The following is a 23,170-nucleotide window of genomic DNA, read 5'->3' as shown; positions in this document are numbered from 1 at the left end:
CATGACTGTTCGTATACGCATTACTTATTCTAACATTATTAGTGCTGCTATTTGGTTAGGTATGCTGGCTTTTTCTATGGCCTGCTGGGCTGGGATTATGCACTTTATACTTTAGGCTATCCCTCACCGAGACTTGACTTCTGTTATTTGTCAGCGTTTGCTCTTACTAACGCTTATCTGATCAGGCTACCTATTGATTTGCCTTTTACTTGAGCAATTGATCTCTTCCTTAAGCTTTTATAGCTATATCAGTCTATTCTCGCGGCAAGCCATCCGCCATATAGGTATACGTAAATGGATTAACCATTCTCTTGGCTGAGGCTATTTGTCCGAAAAAATTCACCAAAATCCGCAACAGGGTGTATTATCTGTTACTGCCTGCAACAGTTTACTAATCGCACGTACAAGATTTTCTAGTTCCAGCGAGGATTAGTCAGGATAAGTATCAAAAAGAAAAGACCACATAATAAGCCAGGTACAGCCAATACAGCCAGCAAAATTTTAGCTCCTGTTATATGCTGATGCGTATATAACCAATAACTACCTCCCAGAACCGCCCCTAACGCAGCCAGTATAAAAAACCACAAAGCTCCATTGAACGACGATACACTACCGTCGGCGATACCAACAAAAAAGAAGTAGAAAAATACCAGAGCAATCAACGCATCAATCGCCCATAAAATCCAGAAGAGATTCATACACTTAAGTTGTTTTGAGTCAATAAAGCACTATTTTCAGAACAACTAGATACTGTTCGGGAAACCATCACCTGGATTCTCGAACAGTAGATCATAAAGCGTTAGCAGGGACAGAGCAAACAGCCAACAGACTCAGTTACCTGGCTCTATCTCACCGCTGGTAAAGGTCGATAAAAAGTGAAAATCCTATACCAGTTTAAAGCCAACTAATCCCTTTTTTAAGAAATTGTACTGTCTGCTCTTCTTTGCTACCTGCCTCTGGTTTGAAATCGTAAATCCAATTGGCTTGCGGGGGCATGCTCATTAAAATTGACTCCGTACGGCCATTTGTTTCGAGGCCAAACTTAGTGCCCCGATCCCATACCAGATTAAATTCAACGTATCGGCCCCGACGTAATAACTGCCAGTTTTTTTCGTGCTCATCAAATGGCAAATCGCGATTCTGTTTCATAAAATGGGTGTATATAGGCGCAAAAGAATTACCTACACCCTGTACAAAGGAGAACAAGTCAGTTTTGTGCGTAGCATCTGTCGGTTTGAGATAATCAAAGAAAATGCCGCCAATTCCTCTCGTTTCCTGACGATGAGGAATGTAAAAATAATCATCAGCCCAGGCTTTAAATTTATCGTAATAACCTGCGTCATGATCGTTACAGACGTTTTTAAGCTGTTGATGAAACCAGCGAGCATCTTCTTCGACTACATAATGGGGTGTAAGGTCGATACCACCACCAAACCAGCAGTGACCGGTACTCATCTCAAAATACCGAACATTCATGTGAATAATAGGAACCATGGGGCTACGCGGATGCAATACGATGGAAACGCCAGTAGCATAAAAATCAGCGGGCTCCGTGAGTTGCAGCGTGCGTAAAGTAGCTTCTGTCGCTTCACCATAAACAGCTGAAAATCCAACGCCCCCTTTTTCAATAACATTGCCTCCCGTTATTGTCCGAGAACGTCCTCCACCACCACCAGGGCGCTCCCAATTATCTTCACGAAATCGCCCTGCCCCATCGGCTTCTTCAAGCGATTGACAGATGCGATCCTGTAAACTCTTAAAAAAATCAGTAATTATCTCTTTTGTAATTTCTTGCTCCGAGGTCATCATAAGGGCAAAGATACGATTTGATTACTCTGCCAGTTTAAGTGCATAACGAACCGGCCTGGGTTTATCGATCAAAATCAGCAAGCCACGCTCAGCAAGTTGGCGCAACAATTTACCAGCCCGGTAATCGGAGATATTAATGAGCTTAGCGAATTTATCGGCTGTGATGTGGTCATTTTTCCGTAGATATTGGATCAGCGTCCTGGCCATTGGCGATTTGAGCAGTTCACGATTAGCCATATCTGGCGTAATAATCAATTTACTCGTGGGAACGGATTTATCTTTCGCCCGTACATAAATGGTGCGTTTTCCGGAGTCATCCAGTACGTAATGAGGTTTTTCATCACTCTCGGTAACACTGATAACTAAAACCAGTCGACCATCAGGCGCTATTGTTTCGTAGCTAATACTTAGCTCAGGCTCAATGAGTTTATTGGTTGCATATTCAATCTTTTCAATCTCCCGAAACTCAGATGTGACGCCCACAATTTTGCCATTATCAGCCACTCCAATTAATAAAATTCCCCCTGATGTGTTCGCAAAAGCAGCTAGTGTGCGGGCAATTCGATCCGGTGATGACAATTGACGTTTGAATTCTAAACGGGTATGTTCTCCCTGTAAAATAAGGTTATCGAGTTGATCGCGGGTCATAATCAGGAAACTTTGTTCATAGTCTGTTGTTTGTTTTTTGAGCAGATTAAAATAAAATTAAGCGCTGCTATAATTGGATTCTAACCGGCGAAAATGATATGGATTCTAGCTCTAAGAGATTGTTTTTAATCCCTAATTTGATAAATGGCTAAGACGAAAAAAGCGGACGATGTGTCCGCTTTTTTCGTCTGTATTGCTAATTGGTTTCCCAATTTATGTTTACAAAAATCTTATTCAGCGGCAGGAGTCAAACGTTTACGGCCCCGTGGTTTTCCTGTATATTCAGGTTTTGGGATATCGTTTGTTAACTTCAATTCATAACCAACAACATCATTATCGTAGTCGAAAGGCTTGACAGTGAACGTATATTTTACATTCGCAAAGTCAATGCCTCCTTTCTGCAGGATGAATGGCAACGAAATGCTGTGGCTTTTAGCCGCTTTTTCTAATTCAAATGCCTCTTGATTTTCGCTTGTGCTAGGAATTAAGTAGAGCGACTTTATTTTACGTTTGCCTTCCTGGGTTCCTACCTGAAATAGGTTATTTGATGGATCAAGACCTAATTGAGCAATCGATTTGTCGGGGAATACGACTTTGCCAGCAGATGAAATATAGCCTGTAACGGGCGCGGCTTTAGCTGTACTTTTCTTTTTTTGTTTTTTAGCTTCGCTGTTCTCGTCAAGAGAAAAGAAGCGAATTTGTTTTGCTTTCATTCGACAATTTAGTTATCGTTAACGGAGTTCCTCAAGCGCAAATATAGTAAGTCTTATTACGAAAAAGCCAAGTTTATTGACAATACTTATTATTTTCAATTTATAAACCTTTTTCAGGATTCTCTGCAAGTTGTATGTGCCTGAATAAATTACGTGATTAACAAATAGTGAATACCTACTCATTAATTTTGTTAACCATCGCGATAAATTAAGAAAATAATTTTGTGGATTCCACCCCAATTCACAATTGATCGTCAAATTATATTTCCATTTTAAGCAGACTTTTTTCGATACATTCTTAGACTGACCAGCCATTTTTAGTGCCCAATTTTCTCCATTTTATAAAACAAACCTGTAAATAGGACAGCTAAAGGCGGATCTTTCACCACGATGAAGACTAGAAAAACGCAGCTGAGCTATTTTTAAAACAGGCATGAATCCGCAGAGAAAATTACCTATCAGACCTTATTAATTCTCGCATCGACTTAGTAAGTTCTTGAATTGATTATTTTTTCCAACGTATGTTTTATACTAACTCGGCGGGCTTTACTGGTAGCACTTTTACCATCATTGCCAAACAGAAAGCAGTTGAAATTCCTGATTTTTGGCTTGAGAAAATCGTCTATAAAATAATAGCCTACTTTGCCCAAGCGAAGCTCGCTACAGTTGGAAACGAGATTTAACTGGCAAAAAAATAGCCCTAGGATTGCTAATCCAGGGCTAAAAATGCGTACAACGCGAAATAAAGTTCAATCGCTTACAGCACCTTATCTGGCGTAATCGGCAGCTCTCGTACCCGTTTGCCTGTCGCATTGAAGATAGCGTTGGCCACGGCGGCTGCTACGCCCACAATACCCACTTCGCCAATTCCTTTTACTCCCAGCGTATTAACATGAGTATCATTCTCACGAATGAAAATAGCGTCCAGATGGCCGATGTCCAGGTTAGCCGGAACGTGATAATCAGCGAAAGAGCGGGTAACGAAATTACCCCAGCGTGGGTCCACAACTGACTCTTCGGTCAAGGCCATGCCGATGCCCCAGACGTTACCACCAATGATCTGCGAGCGGGCGGTTTTGGGGTTCAGAATCTGCCCTGCTCCGGTCACTGCCAGAAAACGATTAACCCGAATCATGCCTGTCGATTTATTTACGGCTACTTCGGCAAAATTGGCATTGAAGCTATGAGCCGAATAATCCTCAGCACTTTCAGGTGCCTTGGCGTCTACTCGGGCCTGATAGTCGGTTAGCTTTTCGGAACGCATTAATTGCGCAGCCGTTGGCGGGGCAAAAAATTGTTTGCCCGATTTCGTCACTAATTCATCCGTAATCTTCCGGCAGGCATCGTTCACGGCATTGGCATAACTGGCAGCTCCCACTGAACCCACCGAACCAGCGGCCGGGGGAAGATCTGAGTCACCAATTTTCACCTTGACCTGCTGAATAGGTAATCCCAGCGCGTCGGCAGCCGTTTGCGTCAGGATGGTGTAGGTTCCAGTACCCAGGTCCGCAGCGGCCAGTTCAACAGTAGCAACCACCTCATCGCCTGTGCGTTTCAGCTTCACCGAAGCTGAGGTCGGGCGCTGGTGAGCGGGATACGTTCCGGCCGCAACCCCATACCCAATCCAGTAATTACCCTGCTGGTTCTGACGTGGTTCAAGGTTTCGCTTTTCCCACCCAAAGGCTTTGGCACCTTCCTGCAGGCACTGCACCGTTGCGCGCGACGACCAGGGCTTGCCATTCGAGGGGTCGCGTTCGGGTTCGTTTTTGATCCGAAACGCAATCGGGTCCATTTTCAGCTTGTACGCCAACTCGTCCATCGCCGATTCGAGCGCAAAGCTGCCCGTCGATTTGCCGGGACCGCGCGCATAGGTCGGCAGAATCAGGTTCATGGGCACCACCCGATATGTAATGAGTGAGTTAGGCGTGTCGTACATGATTTTTGAGCAGTCGCCACAAGGCTCAACAAACTCGTCGTTGATGGCACAGTGGGTCGTAATCTCATGAGCCAGTGCTGTCAGTTTTCCATCAGCTGTAGCGGCCAGGCTTACTTTCTGCTGATTGTGTTGCCGTAAACCCACCGAATTAACCATCTGCTGGCGGGTCAGGGCTAGCTTGACGGGTCGATTCACCTGTTTGGCTGCTACAGCCGTCAGCGCCAGATTGGCCCATTGCCCGCCTTTCGAACCAAACCCTCCCCCAATATACGGCGATACGATACGCACCTGTTCGGGCTTCAGATTCAACGTAGCGGCTGCTGCACTTTGCGCTCCATTCACGATTTGAGCACTACTATACAGCGTCACTTTGTCGCCATTCCATTCGGCAATAGCAGCATGAGGTTCCAGCGGATGGTGGTGTTCAATGGGTGTTTCGTACACTTCCTCCACTTTAATCGTCGCCTGACTGAGTGCGGCTTTGGCATCTCCCCGTTTGGCGTCCGCTTTCTCTTTATCCTTTGGCATGCGGGCCTGACTAGCCAGTTTATCGAAATCGACCTTAGGCTCTTTTTTATCGTACGTGACATGGATCAGCCGCGATGCATAGCGGGCCTGTTCGAAGGTTTCAGCCACCACGATGCCGATGTTCTGACCAAAAAATTCGATCTCGGGACTTTGGAGGAGTGCTCCTCCGCGCAAACCACCTTTAACGTTCAGTTTTGGCGCATTCTGATGGGTAATTACGGCCAGCACGCCAGGGGCTTTCTCTGCGGCTTTGGTGTCGATGTTCTGAATCGTCCCGGCGGCAATGGTGCTTTTAAACAGAATCGCATAGGCTGGGTTCTTGACCGGATGATCCATCGAATAAGCGGCCTTGCCCGTTACCTTGGCAATTCCGTCAATCCGACTGATGGGTGTGCCAATTGTTTTCGTTGTTTCCTTCATGGGATGTGTTGCGCTTACGCTTTACCGCCGTTCATGGCCATCTGCAAGGCCAGAACGATGCTTCGATTACCCAATTCAACTTTAAATGCATTGTGTGCCAGCGGTTTGGCATCAGCCATTTCGGCGGTAGCAGCCAGCTTGAAATTGGCTTCGGTGGCTTCTTTGCCAACCAGTAGCTGCTCGGCTTTCAACGCTCGCCAGGGTTTGTGGGCAACGCCCCCCATCGCAATACGGACGGCTTTAATTCGGTTGCTCGCTCCATTCATCTCCAAAGCAGCTGCGACCGATACGAGCGCAAAGGCATACGAAGCTCGGTCGCGGACTTTGAGGTAGTACGACTTTTCGGCAAATCGGTTCTTCGGCAGTTCGATGGCCGTAATCAGTTCGCCAGGCGGTAAGTTGGTGTCCTGCTCTGGTTTATCGCCTGGGAGCCGGTGAAAATCGCCTAGCGGAATCGACCGTTCCTGCCCATTGGCATTACGAACCTTAACCACTGCATCCAATGCTGACAGGGCAACGGCCATATCGGATGGATAGACGGCTACGCATTGCTCCGACCAGCCAAAGATGGCGTGCATCCGGTTTATGCCTTCGCGGGCACCACAACCGGTTCCCGGTTCACGTTTATTGCAGGGCATAGCCACATCGTAGAAGTACGGACAGCGGGTTCGTTGCAGCAGATTCCCACCATTGGTCGCCATGTTCCGCAGTTGTCCCGATGCACCCGCCAGGATGGCCTGCGTGAGCAAGGGGTAGTTCTGCCGGACCAGCGGGTGGTTTGCCGTATCGGTGTTTTTGCTTAGGCCACCTAGTGAAATACCGCCCTGGTTCGTTCCGGTGGTTAGTGGCTTAATATCAGTTAAACCTAGCTCGGAAATGTCGATGAGGGCGCCCGGTCGTTCAACGTCCTCCTTCATCAGGTCGAGTAGATTGGTACCGCCCGCAAGAAATTTGGCGGTTGGGTTCTGGGCCAGCATTTTGATCGCCGACGAAGGGTCGGTAGCTCGGCTGTAGGTAAACGGTCTCATAAGATACAGTTGCTAACGAATTAAACCGAACGAAAAACCTGTTCGACAGGCTTGCCACTATGAACCTCCTGAATGGCAGCAACAATATTGGGGTAGGCGCCACACCGGCAAATATTTCCGGACATGCGTTCCCGAATCTCTTCATTGGAAAGCTTTGCTGGCCCCGCAGGCTGACGTATAGTCTCGCTAACGTAGCTCAGATGACCTTTTTTCGCTTCATCGAGCATCGCCACCGCCGAGCAAATCTGGCCGGGTGTACAGAAGCCGCACTGGAATCCGTCGTGTTTCAGAAAAGCCTCCTGCACGGGGTGGAGCGAATTACCCTGCGCCAGTCCTTCAATCGTCTGCACCGTTTTTCCTTCGCAACTCGCAGCTAACGTCAGGCACGACAACACCCGGTGACCATTTACGATGACCGTGCAGGCGCCACACTGACCATGATCACACCCTTTTTTGGAGCCCGTCAGATCAAGTCGTTCCCGCAGGGTATCGAGTAATGTCATCCGGGAATCGACCGTTAGTTTCCGGGCCGTACCATTGACCTTGAACGAAACGTTCATCCCATTTTCAAGACTCTCCAATGCATAGTCCGCTGGAGCAGCTTCGGTAAAGGGCCGGGTCATTAATTGTTCGGCCACTGCCGATTGGGCTGCCAGAATGCCGCCACCCGCCAGTGTCATTAATTTGAGGAAATGCCGCCGGTTGACACCCGTATCGAGAATTTCGCTGAGGTCTTCGGGCATCAGATCAGCAAACAACCGCTTTTCGTCCTCCGTCAATTCCGATGATTCGTTTTCGTCCATCATACCTTACTTCATCATTAATTGATTGTTCGCAATCCCTTGCCAGCCGTATTATGTATGTATCATCACGACGAACAGAGGGTTAACCACGTAGTAGAACTGATTGTTAGGATTGGAAACGCCTACTCACCAAACAGATTGAATACAGTTAGTTGACGGGCGCTTTGGACGTGCTGCTGACCAGCCAGGTTGCTTGTACTAATTGAGGCCTGGAAGTCGTAAAGTAGAACACACAACTCACTGTATTTTACCTATTACCTACTCCACTCCAACCTGTTTATGCGCGCTACTAGTCTTTTTCTGCTCGTTGTTCTGACGATGCTCATCTTGCCGACCGCCTGCGTAGATATGCTGGAGACTCCCATGAGCCAGCGGGTCAATGTGATTGTGGTTGACGCTACGCTGACCAATCTCAATGAGGATCAAAAGATTCACATTAATCGCTCTAAGTCCGACTCGCTAACTGGCCGCTTTGGCAGTTTGCCCATCACGGGTGCCCGGGTGGAGGTTCTGGTTGATTCTGCTCAGGTACTCGTTTTCGCTGAAACCGACACAGCTGGGGCCTACCGCTCTCCAGCGGGCTTTCGGGCCCAACCGGGTCACGCGTACCAACTGCGCTTTACCCTCAAGGATGGTACACACTATCAGTCCACAACCGAAGTGATGGCCACGGTCCCTCCTATTGACCGCGTCCATACCAAATTCAATCCCACGAGTTTACCCGCTATCCTTGGCGATGGCTCCATTAATCAATACCGGGGAGCACATGAAATAACCATTGATTTTCAGGACCCCGCCGATCAACACAACTATTACCGCTGGGACTGGCTGTTGTGGGAGAAACAGGACTGGTGCCGAACGTGTGTGAATAATGAGTATGCGATCTACTCACTGACAACCCCGCCATTTCTGGTCGAAGACTGTTATGGTCAGAAATTTGATAATGGGTACTATGTTTCCGATTACCAGTGTCGCACCCAATGCTGGGAGATTTTGCACAATTACACCACCAACGTGTTCGACGATGTATACAGCAATGGCGGACTGATTTTGGGCCGCTCAGTGGCCCAGATTCCGTTTTATCAGCAGAACGCCTGTTTGGTGCAGCTTCGCCAATCCTCGCTCACGAGGGGAGCCTACCAGTACTACCGAACGGTGGAGGAGCAAACCCAAAACAACGGGGGTGTGGCCGCTACTCCTCCCACCGCGTTAGTGGGTAACGTGCGCAATCTGGCCAATGAACATGAAAGCGTGATTGGCTATTTTACGGCCTCGGCAGTGGCCACCTCGCTGGACTGGATTGACCGACGTGACGCGACAGGTATCCCACCGGGCCTATTTATCGCCTTGAATAACCGCCCGCCCTCACAACCTTTTAACAAGGGGGGGTATGGCTCCAAGGATTACCCGACGGCGACCTGTGTGCCAAGTGATGGCCGTACACCTAACAAACCGGTTGGCTGGTTAGAGTAAGGTTATTCGACTTACTTATATACGTAAAGGCTATATCAATCTTACCAGTTCAGATTTACGGATTTACAGTTTGGGCATAAGCTGCTCCCTTCCAGTAAGGCACTAAAATTGCATCGATGGCAATGACCCGGTGTGGGTGTTATATGAAGTAGTACAGCTTTGGCTTGAGAAAGGCTCAACTTGCTGATTTTTCGTAGTTGCTCCACTACAGCCAAACTTTTTCCTTCTCTGTACAGAAGTGACAAATTAGCTTTCTGATCAGTACTCAGCTCTGGTATAACAATATCAAAACCACAACGGTCACAGTGAAGCGCATTCATTTCTATTGGATGGATTTGAATAGCTGGTATAAATATAGCCTGATTAGCTTGAAAGCGCACTTTTTATTTTCTACCCTTGGTTAATAATTGCCTTTTTTTGCCACTGGATTTTTATGCCAACCCGTCTACTGCCTGCTGAATGGTTTCTACTAAGTCTGGATCATTAAGAACACTTTCAGCAAAATCTTTTAGCTTGTCCCAGTATTTGATTACCTCTCCTCCTACCTCGCCTGCTTCCTTGCCTACTTTGACAGCTTCCTTCGCTCCTTCAACCCACCGTTTGATCTTCTTACCCAGAGATTTTTTTTCTTCAGGGACTAAGGTTGGTTTCTCACTTGCTTTATCAAGTTCGCTTTGTAAAGATGCCCCTTCTTGGCGTTGATATTCACTAAGAAGTGGGAAAAGAAGCTCCCTTAATTTGGCAAAATCATTTCCGATTTCTTGTTTAATTAATACTTGCTGTTGAATGTTAATAGTAGTAGGCAAACTGGCCCTGGATTGGGACTCTAAACGGCGGGCTTCAATTTCCTCCTGTTGTGCTACCGATTTACCTATAAGATGAGAATGAGCTATTTTATATTCCTGTAGTTCACGATTCAACTTATTGTTGATTGCAATAGCTGTATGGAATTCCACTTGCATATCATCAACGCTCTTACTTACACCAATAATGACATCCTGATCGGAAACGTGCCCTTTAACAGAATGCTTGATGGTAGTTGCATTCACCGCAAAAGCACTTGCCTGTAGCTGAGCAAAAAGATTGGCCGGATCATCCGATGACATGGGATAAACAAATCCCGTCCTTGTACCTTCCTTGAGTTTGGTTTTTAAAATATCAAAGTACTCATTCAGAAGGGATTCAACCTGATTAGGGTCTGTATCTTCGTTGGGAACAACTTCAAATGCTAAACCATCTGGCTCATTATTTACATTAAATTCAATTTGTTGATGGGTTCTCTGAGCAAAGAATACGTTAAATCCACTTAGGTAGATCTTTAATAGTTCCCGTAAGTGATTGGGTGTGCCTTTCCAAATTTTTGTAAATTTCTGCGAGCGCATTAGTGCCCGTTCTAAGAAAGGATTTTCTCGGTAGTCGAGCATAAGCCTATCGCTATTCAAGTCACTAAGCACATCTGGAAATTCTTCAAGTTTGTTATTCCTTATGTTTAAACTAACAAGCTTTTTTAGATTGACAAAACTTGAAGGTAAGCCAGTAAGCTTATTGTAACTTAAATCCAATTCACGAAAAGAACTGTACTTACCAATTGAATCGGGCAAATTTTCTAATTTATTATGACTCACATTTAAAAAAAACCACCTTCTAGAAAGCCAAAAATCATTAGGTAATTTCTTTAATTTGTTAAAACTTAAATTAACTCTAGATAATGACCTCATTGAACCAATTCCATTTGGCAAATATTCAATCCTATTGTTACTTATTCCTAGATTTGACAGATTTTTCATTTCTGAAATACTTTCTGGCAAACTTATAATTTCATTAAAATTTAACTGCAAATCCCTGATAGACAACATATTGCCTATATCCTCAGGCAAGTATTTAAGTCGATTTCCTGACAAGTCTAAATCATTAATTCGTTTAAGATTGGTAAACGTGCCAGGTAACTTATAGATATTATTTTCACTCAGATTTAAATTCAATAAAAATTCAAAATCTCCTATTGATTCTGGAAGTTCAACTAGCTGATTACGATTAAGATTAAGATTATTTAAATATTTTATATTGCCAAAATCATCTGGAAGCCCTATTAACCTGTTATCACTTAAATCAATAGATGTTAAATAAATAAGCTCACAGATACTATCCGGTAAAGTACTTAACTGATTTTCACTTAAAATAAATTGATTTAATTTTTTTAGTTTCCCAATATTTTCAGGCAAATAAACTAGATCATTTCCTCTTAAAGAAATATTGGTTATAGACGGTAATCTACAAAATGAGTTGGGTAATTCACTAATCTCGTTACCATCTAGCAATATCTGTTTAAGATTAGATAATTTATGAATGTTTTCAGGTAAAGTTGTGAGCGCATTATTTCTTAAATTTAAAATCTCAATACTTTTAAGTTTATCAACAGGTAGTTCCAATGCTAATAATCCTATTCCATCTAAATCAAGAAAAGCCGATTTGTTTGCAATGGTTGCTTCGATTCGAACCCATGCTGAATCATTCATAATAATTTAGGGGTGTTTAATTTCTATCAATTGAACAATATCTCAAATTTCCCTAACAGACTGAATATCAACACCACCGATAACAATCTACCTAATGCCCAAGAGCCTACTGACTACTAAGTATCTGATTACTTAACGGCTATGTCTACTATTCTAGCTCAACTCCTCAGGCATTTCCCCTTCCGTCCATCTTGTAACTTTCACTTCAATTGGTGGTGGTAAACAGGCTTTCATAAATACCCTACCAAAATCAGTTACTTTAAAATGAGCTGTAGTCCAGCTTAATTTCCAGCCTTCAGCTGAAGGATTATTCTTAATTCCTTTTTCCCAGACTTCATATAATTCTTGGTACTCCTGCTTAATAGCCTCGTAAACGGGCTGCTGATTTATCAATCTTTGTTCAAAATCCTGAATGATTCCTTTCGCTATCAAATGAGAGTAATAAGCCTCTGTATTTGTTGGAAAATCGAGTTTAATAGCATTAGTCAAAGTAAGGTATCGTGAAAGGTCTGCAGTATTTCCTGCATCATTAATTGAAACCTCAAGGTTGCAGTATGGCAACACATTATTGTTATTTAGCAACTGCAAAATCTTAGCCTCATCGACAGCCAACTCCTTTATTATCGAAATAAAAGCAGGATGCGCTTCGCCTGCGGTATCTACATGAGATGCTTTGGCGAGTAGATTTAAAAACAGCTCAGACAGGTTCTCATTCGTAGTATGCGTAAGACTTTCCATTATTGGCACCCCGATTTCGGGTGGAACTACGGCGATTTTTTCTACTGGGACGGCTTCTAGCTTTTTCCGATACCGTTCGAATTTATTCTCCATATTAAGCCGGACTGCCATAGTACCATACTTAAACGGCATAAGGGGAAGCGATGCGAAGTCAAAAACCGTTTCCAAGGCCATCCCCACCTTTTTTACGCCGGGTTGCGCGAGGTCTTTGTAAATTTCAAGCAGTAAACTCTCACTTTCCGTAATTTTTTTTGCCAGTGCACCACCAAGGTTTTCAGGGGTATCCATTTAAGCAGATTGTTTTAGGTATAATATTGTGGATAGTTAATTTGTCTAGACCATGAGCTTTAATTTCAATCAGTTACTGCCAGATTTACAGCAACTTCTTCAACAAAAAACAGCGAAGGTAGAGTCATCTAAATTAGAAATAGCAGAAGATAAGCGCTTCGCAAATTAATTATTATTGCCCTAAAAATTAGATACCCAATAGTATTAATACAAAAAGCCCAAAATCAAGATGATTTCGGGCTTTTTGTCCTTTTTGTGGAGACGGAGGGATTTGAACCCTCGTCCAGTCAAGGAAACCAACGCGCTTTCTACATGCTTATGTACACTTGGGATTGTCGGGAATCGGCCCGGTGTGTACCAGACCAAGCTTCATCCGTAGGTGCTTTTGTCTCGTCTGTTGTCAACACCATTATCCAGACCAGCGCTGCGAGTCGATGCCTCCTGATCCAGCCAGCAGCACGTAGGCCGGGGAGACAATGGCTATTGTTTAATCCTCCGGATTAAGCAGCCATGGCGTAGTTATATTCGCCAGTTATTGTTTTGACGATTTGTTTGGGCGGGAAATACCGTCAACTCCCGGCATGCTTACACGCGACCTCAGCAAGCTGTCAATTCCAGTCGCCCCCATATTGACCATATCTCAAAAAAGACTCTATAACCAGCTTTTCTTTCGATATGTGTTCTGGTTAACTTACTATCGGCTCGTTTAGTTCGCCAATCCGTGCATTTACTACGTTTGGGGCCATAAGGTCATTTAAATTACATTATTTCAGGAAAATTTATCAACTTAGTCCAATTCTAGTAGTTATATAGATATAGCCTAATCTTTACCTTGATTCCCCTCCTAAGATGACCATTACTCCTTTCGAAACGAACCTCTATCAGCACCTGACTCCGTTTTTTGCGGAGCATGAGTTTGCGCTGTTGCCTGAAAAAAAACAGTTTCGACGAATCAGTACCGGCGGATTTCAAAATATCATTTTATCATCGGTGTTTTATGTCGATGATACTATGCTGGACGTAAATTTTGGTTGCCGGAATGAGCAGGTTGAACAAATTGCGCAACAATTCCTGAATAATCAGCCCGATTGTCGGCTCGATGCCAATACATTTCTATTGTCGATTAATCGCTTTAGTGGCGCTCAGTTTCCTCGGTACAGGATTCACTCGGGAGAAGCGCTTACCAATGTTTGCGGAAAAATTGAATTGTTCTTCAATAAATACGGCTTTAATTTTCTGGATTCGGCCTCTATTCTGTCTACAATTGATCAGTTGTTGAACGAACAGCCCAATCAGCCCTGTACGTATGTGTATAATCAGACGCATCGTTGCTATAAAGGCCTGATTGCCGCCCGATTAAATCATAATCCATACTTCGACGACTTAGTAGACACCTATCGGCAATTACTGCTCCGGCTGACCCAAAATCCGTACGAACAAGTGCATTTTGAACGCCTGATCGCGTATTTGCAACATTACTCGGCCAATTAAGCGTTGTACCTTACTCCTACTTTTTCACAAATCGCGCAATAGTTTCGACTAAACCAGGCGTTAGTGGTAAATGGGGTTGATTATACGTTTCTAAATTCGCGGCCCGATCCAGAGGGGCATTCTTCAGCAGGTGGTTCATTCGATCAATGAGCACCAGAGTGGCATCAGGGCGAGCCGCTTTTAATCGTTCGGCCTCACTAGTAGCAACCTGAATATCGTGCTTCCCATTAATTATCAAGACTGGTCCAACGTACTTTTTGATCTCGACAGCCGGGTCATACTTCATCCAGGAAATCAGACCGGGTTGCATTTTAGCGTTGAACATAGTCGCTAAAAAAGGATTTACCCGTTTAACGGTGTACCCTTCCTTCAGTGAGTCCAGTATGACCGTTGCCAATGAACGGAGCGTATCGGGAAGCGCCGTTTGAAACTGTACCTTCATGACATCGGCAATATTCTGTCCCGCGCCTGCAATGGAAATATATTTATCCGCTTTTGTCTGCCTTGCCGCCAGCATACCTACCAGTGACCCTTCAGAGTGCCCAGCTACAATCACTTTCGAAAACCGCTTGTCGGCCTGTAACTGCTGAATAAATCCAACGGCATCACTTACGTAATAATCAAACCGATGTTTGTCGCTGCCAACCGCAGCAACGGCAGCTTTCAAATTAGTACCCGAGTAGCGCTTATCATAGCGAGCTACGGCAATCCCCTGCCGAACCAAACTGTCGGCCAGCATTTTAAAGGCATTCGATTTAAACCCATAGGTACTGTTGCAATCACGATCTGTCGGTCCAGAACCCGCAATCAATAGCACCACGGGTACACCTTTGTCTGCCTTGTCAGGCACTGTCAATGTCCCATCGAGCGTGAGATCGGCACCAGCGGGCTCCGTTATTTTGTAGTGAATTGGCTCTTCGGTTTGAGCCAGGGCAATGCGGCAACTAGCTATCAGAAATAGCGTAGCTAAAAACAGACGATTCATAAGTGAGAGAATTTAATTGAACCAATGGGTATGATAGAATCAGTTGAGTTGATGCTCTTTTTCCTGTTTGTGCAGTATGTAAGAATAGACAACCGGAATCAGGGTAATCAAGAAAAAAACGCTCATCACGACCCCTACTTTATAAGGTAAGGGCAACCCCAATGCCAATACGACACTTAACAGGCCACCTCCTACCATTAGCCAGCCACCCAGTCGGTGTGTTTTACGCCAGACAGTATCACTTTCTAGTGTCCAGGGAGTGCGAATGCCCACAAACCAGTTGGGTTTTATGGTAGTCATGTAATTTCCCATACCTGCAATCAGCAATCCAACCAATGCCAGAATAACTTCCGTTGTCGCCTTACCTTCTGTTGGGTGGCCAGCTATGTAAAATAACCAGCCCATAATAGCGGCAAACAGGAGCGTAACGGCAAAGCGTAATTTTTGATAGTTCGCGCTCTGCAATTGGCCTTTAGGATCGAGAGCAGGCAAAAATCGAAGCGTCAGGTAAAGAAATAACGAGATACATCCTAGCAATAAAGCAGCGGTTTCTTTCCGTTGCCAGTCATTCGGATTTCCTTTCAAATCATAATGAATGCTTATTTCGGCGGGCAATTCATTCCAGATAATGCCCATATACGCCAATGGTGCCAACATAATGGCAATCATCAACAGTTCAGTCGGTGTTGAATTGGGTTTCATGCTTAATCGGTTTAGTTATTCTGTTCAGGAATTTTCTCAGTTGTTGCTTTTTCTGAGCTTTGAAAGCTCATCAGCCAGGCCAGCAGCTCGTCAAGAACGGTCGTATTCAGCGAGTAATTGACAAACTGCCCTTGCTTGGTGGCTTCGACTAACCCAGCCTGACGTAACAAATCGAGGTGGTGCGAAATACTGGGCTTCGTCATATCGAATCGCTCGGCAATGTCGCCAGCGTTCAGATCTCCCTCCCGCAGCAGGTCCAGTATCTGCCGACGGGTGGGATCGTTTAAGGCCTTAAAAAGGTTATTCATCGCTATATGATTAAACTGTTAGACAAATATCTAATTAATTATTTAGACAACTATCTAATTATTAAGAAAAATCTATTTTTAGGGATGAATGGTCGATATTCAGGATGAATGGAATCTATTTGGAAATAACGCTGATATTTCCACTCCCTTCAATATAACATGCTTTTACGTTGGCCATATCATCGACTCCCTGTTCGCGTAACATGCCGGTTAGTTCGGTAGGGGTAATCAACTCTTTTTTCATATTCTGGCGCTGCATGACTCCATTTTTAATGAGCAGAACAGGTTCGGGCTCCCCTATCTTACTAAAGAAAACCGACCGATACCCAAGCCAGTTAATGGCATAATCCCAGAAAACCAGAATGCCCACCAAAACAAAACCTTCTGTAACAGAGGTGTACTCTCCCGCCATTGAATTCTGCGATGCATCTGAAATAAGCGTAATCAGCAATAAATCGCTGATACCCAGCTGACCGGCTCCGCGCCTAAAAAACCGAATGTAGGCAAAGCAGAACCAATACGTAATCGTACCCCGAACCCCTATTTCCCAAAGAGACATCGAAGGCGTAAACATTTTATCCCAATCAATCGTGGCAAGGAGTAAACTAAACATAAGGTAGAGATGGCTAATACGCTCCTATGAACTCATTTCAGCATTAGTAGTTTGGTGGGTTTCATCTTTGTTCCGATACAAATGGGCTTGGCTGTATCTATTTATGGAGTTACCTTTGCCATACATACGTACATTTCCCAGGTTATCGCCTTAGTTGAACCGATTCTGCCTAGGGCACTGTTATACACGAGTCAATCTATTAACCGCTGATTTTACCATGAAGCCACTCCAAATTCGCTTACTTACCCTTTCGACCTTAGTGCTTGCTACAGCTTTGTTCCGCCTGGTACCCCACTGGCCGAATTTCACGCCTGTAGCGGCTCTGGCTTTATTTGGTGCAGCTACTTTTGAACGTAAGTGGATCGGTTTAGTAGCTCCATTTGCGGCCATGCTCTTGAGCGATGCGCTGATTGGTTTTCATAGCGGCATGGGCGCTGTATATATCAGCTTTGGTTTGACCTGGTTGCTGGGTTTGTGGGCTTTACAGCGTCCAACGGCTGGTCGGATTGCTATTGCCTCGCTCACATCGTCGATTTTATTTTTTCTGGTTACCAACTTCGCCGTTTGGTACGGTAGCTCCTATTACCCACAAACAGCGGCTGGCCTGATGACATGCTATGCGGCTGGTCTAGCTTTTTATAACGGCACTTCTTTTTTCTTAAATGGCGTTATGGGTGATCTATTTTTTAGTGGCCTCTTGTTTGGCGGTTATTACCTGCTTAAACAACGCTTCATGGTGCTTCGCCCAGCACGCGCCTAATTGGGCAGATTTTCAATCATACCATAAGAACAAAACGAGAGCAGTTCTGATTGAGCTGCTCTCGTTTTATGTTTACCCCTAAGCCTAGTACTCGTCCAATTTAGTCTCTACAGATTCTTTGGATTCTATCGTCTTTGATTATCAGCACAATAGAATCCAAAGAATCTATAGAATCCCCTAGAATCTAGTTTGCCAAAGCATTAGTATCACTTTAGATTCGCATATTTTCGACTGATTAACTCGGCAACCAAACCTGTCCATCCTGTTTGATGACTGGCGCCCACACCTCGCCCATTGTCGCCATCAAAATACTCGTAAAACAGTACGTAATCTCGAAAATGGGGGTCCTGATATTTCGAATGCTGTCCAAAGGCGGGGCGCTTACCAGCTTCATCTTTGGTAAACAGACTGATGAGTCGATTGGTTAATCCAGTCGCTACGTCTTTAAGGGTAACCTGTTGACCTGACCCAATCGGATACTCAACCGTAAAACTATCTCCGAAATAGCCATAGAACCGATACAAACTCTCTACAATCAGGTAGTTAGTCGGCATCCAGACAGGTCCGCGCCAGTTGCTGTTCCCGCCAAACATACCGCTATCGCTTTCAGCGGGGGTATAGGTTAATCGAAAAGTAGTGTTGTCCAGCGTGAACTCGTAAGGATGATCCCGGTAAACCTTTGATACCGCCCGAATGCCATGTGGACTTAGAAACTCATTCTCGTCGAGCATCTTCGACAAGATGGCCTTCAACCGAAAACCCCGAAGTAGACTGAGCAGCCGCTTTTCATCAACCCCTTTTTCTGTATAGCGTGATACTTGATTGTATAGATCCGGCCGGTGACTCTGGAACCAAACCATTCGTTTCAGAAAGGCCGGGTTTGCTTTCATCAATTCATCTTCCAATACTTCAACGGCAAACATGGGAATAAGGCCCACCAACGTTCGAACACGCATCCGTTGCACACTGCCGTCATTCATTCGAAGCTGGTCGTAGAAAAACCCTTCGTTTTCGTCCCATAAGCCTACGTGCGTGTCTCCAATATTGGTAATAGCGCCTGCGATGTACAGAAAATGGTCGAAGAATTTCGTCGCCATTTCATCGTATACCAGGTCATGCTTAGCCAATTCGAGCGCAATGCGCATCATGTTGAGGGAATACATGGCCATCCAACTAGTACCATCGGCCTGCTCCAGATGACTGCCATCCGGGAAAACGGTATTTCGATCAAAAACGCCAATGTTATCTAAGCCCAGGAAGCCGCCTTCAAAAATATTATTACCCGCTTCATCTTTCCGGTTTACCCACCAGGTAAAGTTGAGCATCAGTTTATGAAAAATACCCCGCAAAAATGTTCGATCTTCTTCGCCGGGTGGTTTTCGCTCAAGCTCTAAATGGTAAATGCGCCAGGCTGCCCATGCCTGCACGGGTGGATTCACATCTGAGAAATTCCATTCATAAGCAGGCAACTGGCCATTCGGATGCATGAACCATTCGTTGGTTAACATCATAAGCTGTTGCTTGGCAAAACCCGGATCAATCATGGCCAGGTTTACACAGTGAAACGCCCAGTCCCAGGCCGCATACCAGGGGTACTCCCATTTGTCGGGCATTGAAATAACAGCCGCATTAATGAGCTGGAGCCACGTATGATTGCGCCCTAAGGCTCGTTCGGGCGGTGGCGGTGGGTTATTCGGATCGCCAGCCAGCCAGCGTGATACATCGTAGTAATAGTATTGTTTGCTCCACAGCATCCCGGCAAATGCCTGACGCTGTACTAATTTTTCATCAGGCGTTGCTTCGGCAGGCTGAACATGTGCGTAAAACTCATCGGCTTCTTCCTTACGCTGCGCAACGATCTGATCAAATTCGGTGAAAGGCGCGATTAGATCAGCCACTGCCGTTCCTGGTGCTTCAAGCCGAAGCCGAATTTGAGCGGAGCCACCCGCTTCAATCGTAAACTGATAATGGGCGGCCGCTTTGGTGCCTGTATGATCTGGGTTGACGGTATTTGCGCCCTGCACCACGTGATCGTTGATGCCGTCCTTCGGGTAAATTGATCCAGAATGGGTATCGTAAAGGCGGGCCAGATTAGTTTCATTCTCACAAAATAACCAGTCAGGCTGTCCTTCGGCATGGAGTACGTAATGACCCAGATCAGAATCTTCGACCGACACCGTTCCATTAGGTTGCAATACTAGCGACGGTCGATAATTGGGTACTCCATCTGAGTCATCGCCAAATATCCAGGTATTGCGAAACCAAAGCGTAGGTAGCAAATGGAGTTCAGCCGCTTCGGGGCCACGATTATGCGCCGTCACCGTCATCAGTATATCTTTCGGGCCAGCTTTGGCATACTCCACAAACACGTCGAAGTAGCGATCTTCATCAAATATTCCCGTATCGAGCAGTTCAAATTCGGGGTCCAGACGGGTACGTTTACGGTTTTCGTCTAAAAGCCATTGATACGGATAGGCGGCCTGCGGGTATTTGTAGAGCATTCGCTGATACGAATGCGTTGGAACATTATCGAGGTAATAATAGAGCTCTTTAACGTCTTCGCCGTGATTACCTTCATTATTCGTTAGGCCAAAATAGCGCTCTTTCAGAATTGGATCTTTTCCATTCCAGAGCGCCAGGGCAAGGCAAAGCTGTTGCCGATCATCGGAGATGCCCGCAATGCCCTCTTCGCCCCACCGGTACGTATAGCTACGGGCAATATCGTGCGTTGTATACCTCCAGGCATCGCCATTAGAGCTGTAATCCTCGCGTACGGTTCCCCACTGGCGGTCGGAAACATATGGTCCCCACAATCGCCAAATTGTATCGTCTAAACGTTGTTGTTCAATTGTCACTTTCTAAAAAATGTATGATATATGATATAGGGTGTATGATGTAGGAAATATAATATAAGGGTAATTATCGCATACTTCACATCCTATCTCTTACATCATACATCCTACATAGCAAATTATCCTCCGGTAGAAAAGCCTTCAAAAACGGTCATGCCGCCGTCGATGAAAATGCTGGCTCCGGTGATGTAATCTGATTGATCGGATGCAAGGAATACGGCCAAATTACCAATGTCCTGAGGCTGACCAATCCGGTTATAGGGAATCAGCGTCATCAGGCTGTTCAGCGCCTGTGGGGTTTCCCAGGCAGCTTTATTAATAGGAGTCTGAATTGCCCCTGGGCAAATGCTATTGACCCTAATTTTACGATCACCGTATTCCTGCGCCAATGATTGCATCAGCATTTTAATCCCACCTTTTGAGGTGGCGTAGTTGACATGGCCACCCCAGGGAATGAGTTCGTGAACAGAACTCATACAGATAATTTTTCCGGTGGCTGCGGACACTTCGGGACGAGGGCCACGGCGTAAAAACTCCCGGATTGCCTCACGAGCACATAAAAACTGCCCTGTTAGATTGACGCTAATGACTGTATTCCATTGATCGAGGGTCATTTCGTCGAACTTAGAATCGCGCTGCAAACCCGCATTATTAATCAGAATATCGACAGTGCCGAATTGAGCCACCACATCTGCAAATAGCTTGATGACCTGATCTTCTTTACTAACATCACATTGAGCTACGATGCCGTTACCACCCGCATCTGTAATTTCTTTTAATACGGCATCAGCGGCCGGCTTCGTGGCGTCAACAGGATAGTTTACAACAACGGTGGCCCCAGCAGCCGCCAGCGACTTGGCCACACCGGCTCCAATACCGCTGCTTGCGCCGGTTATAATGGCAATTTGTCCCTTCAATACTTGATCCATATCTTGTAAAGCTGTATTTGTTAAGTGTAAGTCGCAGCCGATACATTTGGTTTAAAAGTTATTCCTGTTTAGTAACCTTTAATCCGCACGAACAAGACTTATCAGCGGCAAACTACAAACGATTTATGGATTATTACCCGAAATGAGCCTGTCTAACCGGGCATATTAAATGAATTTAATACAGGCGAATAAAAGTCGCCTGGAGCCGTGCCACGGTTAGTCATAACCTTCAATAGAACCACGGTGCGCCGTTACGCTGGCACGGCTTCAGGCTAAAGCGAGGTTATCGGCATTAAGCTCTGACATGGTTTTACACCCGATTAAACCCAGCGTTAGTTCAAGATCGGCGAGCAGATTCCGAATAACCGTCTCTACCCCAGCCTGTCCATCCAGGGCAAGTCCATATACGTAAGGGCGTCCCAGACATACGGCTTTTGCGCCTAGTGCCAATGCCTTTATTACATCGGCTCCCCCTCGGATACCGCTATCCAACAGTACCGGAATCTGTCCATTAATAACAGAAACAACAGCAGGCAACGCTTCAATTGTGCTAATAGACCCATCAACCTGCCGCCCGCCGTGGTTCGAGACAATAACGCCATCCATACCGTAATCAACGGCTCGGCGCGCATCGTCGGGGTGTAAAATTCCCTTGAGGAGAATCGGCAACTTGGTCTGTCCCCGCAGAAAGGCGAGGTCATCCCAGGTAATGGTTGGATTGCTATAAATACCCGAAAACAACGAAACCGCCCCCATCGCCCGTCCAGAGCGTAGTTTATCCAGAAATGAACCAATTGGATAACGCCGAATGGCACCTAGTATATGGCGAATAGTTGTCGTTGTAATCGTTGGGCGAGCCTTGGGCGGTTGTCGGATGAACTCATCCAGAAGCTGCTGAAAAACGGGATCAGAAGTGTACTGTGCGAGGCCCTTTCCGTGCAAAAAAGGTAAGTGTCCCAACGACAAATCCTGGGTCCGCCAACCGAGCATGGTGGTATCGAGCGTCAGCACAATAGCACTGCACTTACAGGCTTCAGCCCGCTGAACAAAACTACTGACCAACTCGCGGGAACGGCTCCAATAGAGCTGAAACAACCGCGTCGAATTACCCATTATAGCCGAACAGGCTTCCATCGACACTGACGCCTGATTGGAAAAGATATAGGGTATGCCTGTTGCCGAGGCAGCCCTGGCCACCGCCAGATCGGCCTCCGGGTGGGCCATTTCCAAAACCCCAATGGGAGCTAATAAAATCGGTGAGGGTAGTTTCTGTCCGAATAGCTCAATACTCAGATCGGGATTTTCAACATTACGAAGCATTTTCGGGACTAGTTGCCACCGTTCAAACCCCTGCCGATTCGCCCGAACGGTTTGTTCATTCCCAGCCCCACCTACAATATAGGCACTTGCTGCCGGTGTCATTTTCTGGATAGCTGCCTGCTCCAACTGAAGCATACTGGCCGGAATTCTAGAAACCCGCCCCGCAAATCCATTTAGATAAATCTTCCGTTGCCACTCTAAAGCCCGCATCTATTCGTCAATTAATCAACATCTAAATATCACTATTTCAATGATTAATTGCGCTAGAAAATAGACAATCCAGCTAGTGTTCCGATGAGAATCATCCAAT

General features: G+C 45.5%; 20 protein-coding genes and 1 other RNA gene. 4 read left to right on the top strand and 17 right to left on the bottom strand.

Going from position 1 to position 23,170, the window contains the following annotated elements; translation table 11 throughout:
* Positions 1-413 precede the first annotated feature (413 nt).
* The 4 genes from ACYVGR_RS10005 to ACYVGR_RS09990 form a co-directional block, all read right to left on the bottom strand.
* Positions 414-698, bottom strand: a complete 285-nt coding sequence (locus ACYVGR_RS10005; protein WP_460956056.1) for an osmoprotectant transporter permease — start codon at positions 696-698, stop codon at positions 414-416.
* 196 nt (positions 699-894) lie between these two features.
* A complete protein-coding gene (gene hemF, locus ACYVGR_RS10000) occupies positions 895-1,806 on the bottom strand; it encodes an oxygen-dependent coproporphyrinogen oxidase (RefSeq protein ID WP_460956092.1) in 912 nt (303 codons plus the stop codon).
* A gap of 24 nt (positions 1,807-1,830) precedes the next feature.
* A complete protein-coding gene (locus tag ACYVGR_RS09995) occupies positions 1,831-2,457 on the bottom strand; it encodes an AlbA family DNA-binding domain-containing protein (protein ID WP_460956054.1) in 627 nt (208 codons plus the stop codon).
* A 230-nt stretch (positions 2,458-2,687) separates the two neighbouring features.
* Positions 2,688-3,170, bottom strand: a complete 483-nt coding sequence (locus tag ACYVGR_RS09990; RefSeq protein ID WP_460956052.1) for a hypothetical protein — start codon at positions 3,168-3,170, stop codon at positions 2,688-2,690.
* Positions 3,171-3,691: 521 nt separating this feature from the next.
* On the opposite strand from ACYVGR_RS09990, the gene ACYVGR_RS09985 reads away from it, so the two are divergent.
* The gene (locus tag ACYVGR_RS09985; RefSeq protein WP_460956050.1) at positions 3,692-3,853 is read left to right on the top strand and encodes a hypothetical protein; all 162 of its coding nucleotides are present in this window, start codon (positions 3,692-3,694) and stop codon (positions 3,851-3,853) included.
* A 74-nt stretch (positions 3,854-3,927) separates the two neighbouring features.
* On the opposite strand, the gene ACYVGR_RS09980 is transcribed toward ACYVGR_RS09985, so the two are convergent.
* Genes ACYVGR_RS09980 through ACYVGR_RS09970 form a run of 3 tightly spaced genes read right to left on the bottom strand, consistent with a single transcriptional unit; the run spans position 3,928 to position 7,888 of the window.
* The gene (locus tag ACYVGR_RS09980) at positions 3,928-6,054 is read right to left on the bottom strand and encodes a xanthine dehydrogenase family protein molybdopterin-binding subunit (RefSeq protein ID WP_460956048.1); all 2,127 of its coding nucleotides are present in this window, start codon (positions 6,052-6,054) and stop codon (positions 3,928-3,930) included.
* Positions 6,055-6,068: 14 nt separating this feature from the next.
* Positions 6,069-7,082, bottom strand: coding sequence for an FAD binding domain-containing protein (locus tag ACYVGR_RS09975; protein WP_460956046.1), 1,014 nt, complete (start codon positions 7,080-7,082; stop codon positions 6,069-6,071).
* Positions 7,083-7,102: 20 nt separating this feature from the next.
* A complete protein-coding gene (locus ACYVGR_RS09970; RefSeq protein WP_460956044.1) occupies positions 7,103-7,888 on the bottom strand; it encodes a 2Fe-2S iron-sulfur cluster-binding protein in 786 nt (261 codons plus the stop codon).
* A 276-nt stretch (positions 7,889-8,164) separates the two neighbouring features.
* On the opposite strand from ACYVGR_RS09970, the gene ACYVGR_RS09965 reads away from it, so the two are divergent.
* Complete coding sequence (locus ACYVGR_RS09965) at positions 8,165-9,358, top strand: DUF4249 domain-containing protein (protein ID WP_460956042.1); 1,194 nt, start codon at positions 8,165-8,167, stop codon at positions 9,356-9,358.
* 431 nt (positions 9,359-9,789) lie between these two features.
* Here the strand turns inward: ACYVGR_RS09965 and ACYVGR_RS09960 are convergent, their stop codons facing one another.
* The 3 genes from ACYVGR_RS09960 to ssrA all read right to left on the bottom strand — a co-directional run bounded on the left by ACYVGR_RS09960 (position 9,790) and on the right by ssrA (position 13,526).
* Positions 9,790-11,874 (bottom strand): leucine-rich repeat domain-containing protein, encoded by a 2,085-nt coding sequence (locus ACYVGR_RS09960; protein ID WP_460956040.1) that lies wholly within the window; start codon positions 11,872-11,874, stop codon positions 9,790-9,792.
* 153 nt (positions 11,875-12,027) lie between these two features.
* On the bottom strand, positions 12,028-12,900 hold the full coding sequence (locus ACYVGR_RS09955) for a DUF4393 domain-containing protein (RefSeq protein WP_460956038.1): 873 nt from the start codon (positions 12,898-12,900) through the stop codon (positions 12,028-12,030).
* 253 nt (positions 12,901-13,153) lie between these two features.
* Positions 13,154-13,526: a transfer-messenger RNA gene (gene ssrA, locus ACYVGR_RS09950) on the bottom strand.
* A 223-nt stretch (positions 13,527-13,749) separates the two neighbouring features.
* Here ssrA and ACYVGR_RS09945 point away from each other — a divergent pair.
* Positions 13,750-14,391: a hypothetical protein gene (locus ACYVGR_RS09945; protein WP_460956036.1), complete on the top strand. Its 642-nt coding sequence runs from the start codon at positions 13,750-13,752 to the stop codon at positions 14,389-14,391.
* 16 nt (positions 14,392-14,407) lie between these two features.
* Here ACYVGR_RS09945 and ACYVGR_RS09940 read toward each other — a convergent pair whose 3' ends face one another.
* The 4 genes from ACYVGR_RS09940 to ACYVGR_RS09925 form a co-directional block, all read right to left on the bottom strand.
* A complete protein-coding gene (locus ACYVGR_RS09940; protein ID WP_460956034.1) occupies positions 14,408-15,376 on the bottom strand; it encodes an alpha/beta hydrolase family protein in 969 nt (322 codons plus the stop codon).
* 39 nt (positions 15,377-15,415) lie between these two features.
* Complete coding sequence (locus ACYVGR_RS09935; RefSeq protein ID WP_460956032.1) at positions 15,416-16,078, bottom strand: SdpI family protein; 663 nt, start codon at positions 16,076-16,078, stop codon at positions 15,416-15,418.
* 11 nt (positions 16,079-16,089) lie between these two features.
* Positions 16,090-16,386, bottom strand: a complete 297-nt coding sequence (locus ACYVGR_RS09930; RefSeq protein ID WP_460956030.1) for an autorepressor SdpR family transcription factor — start codon at positions 16,384-16,386, stop codon at positions 16,090-16,092.
* A gap of 115 nt (positions 16,387-16,501) precedes the next feature.
* Positions 16,502-16,999 (bottom strand): DUF421 domain-containing protein, encoded by a 498-nt coding sequence (locus ACYVGR_RS09925; RefSeq protein WP_460956028.1) that lies wholly within the window; start codon positions 16,997-16,999, stop codon positions 16,502-16,504.
* A gap of 217 nt (positions 17,000-17,216) precedes the next feature.
* Between ACYVGR_RS09925 and ACYVGR_RS09920 the strand changes: the two genes are divergently transcribed.
* Positions 17,217-17,759: a DUF6580 family putative transport protein gene (locus ACYVGR_RS09920; protein WP_460956026.1), complete on the top strand. Its 543-nt coding sequence runs from the start codon at positions 17,217-17,219 to the stop codon at positions 17,757-17,759.
* A gap of 206 nt (positions 17,760-17,965) precedes the next feature.
* Here ACYVGR_RS09920 and ACYVGR_RS09915 read toward each other — a convergent pair whose 3' ends face one another.
* From ACYVGR_RS09915 to ACYVGR_RS09905, 3 genes are all read right to left on the bottom strand, one after another.
* Positions 17,966-20,614 carry an MGH1-like glycoside hydrolase domain-containing protein gene (locus tag ACYVGR_RS09915; protein WP_460956024.1) on the bottom strand — a complete coding sequence of 883 codons (2,649 nt, stop codon included), beginning with the start codon at positions 20,612-20,614 and terminating at the stop codon, positions 17,966-17,968.
* 116 nt (positions 20,615-20,730) lie between these two features.
* A complete protein-coding gene (locus tag ACYVGR_RS09910) occupies positions 20,731-21,540 on the bottom strand; it encodes a glucose 1-dehydrogenase (RefSeq protein ID WP_460956022.1) in 810 nt (269 codons plus the stop codon).
* A gap of 267 nt (positions 21,541-21,807) precedes the next feature.
* Complete coding sequence (locus ACYVGR_RS09905; protein ID WP_460956020.1) at positions 21,808-23,070, bottom strand: lactate 2-monooxygenase; 1,263 nt, start codon at positions 23,068-23,070, stop codon at positions 21,808-21,810.
* Positions 23,071-23,170: the final 100 nt, after the last annotated feature.

This window comes from Spirosoma litoris (assembly GCF_054776755.1).
The sequence above is the reverse complement of the archived record's forward strand: the minus strand, read 5'-3'. Positions and strand labels throughout refer to the sequence as shown.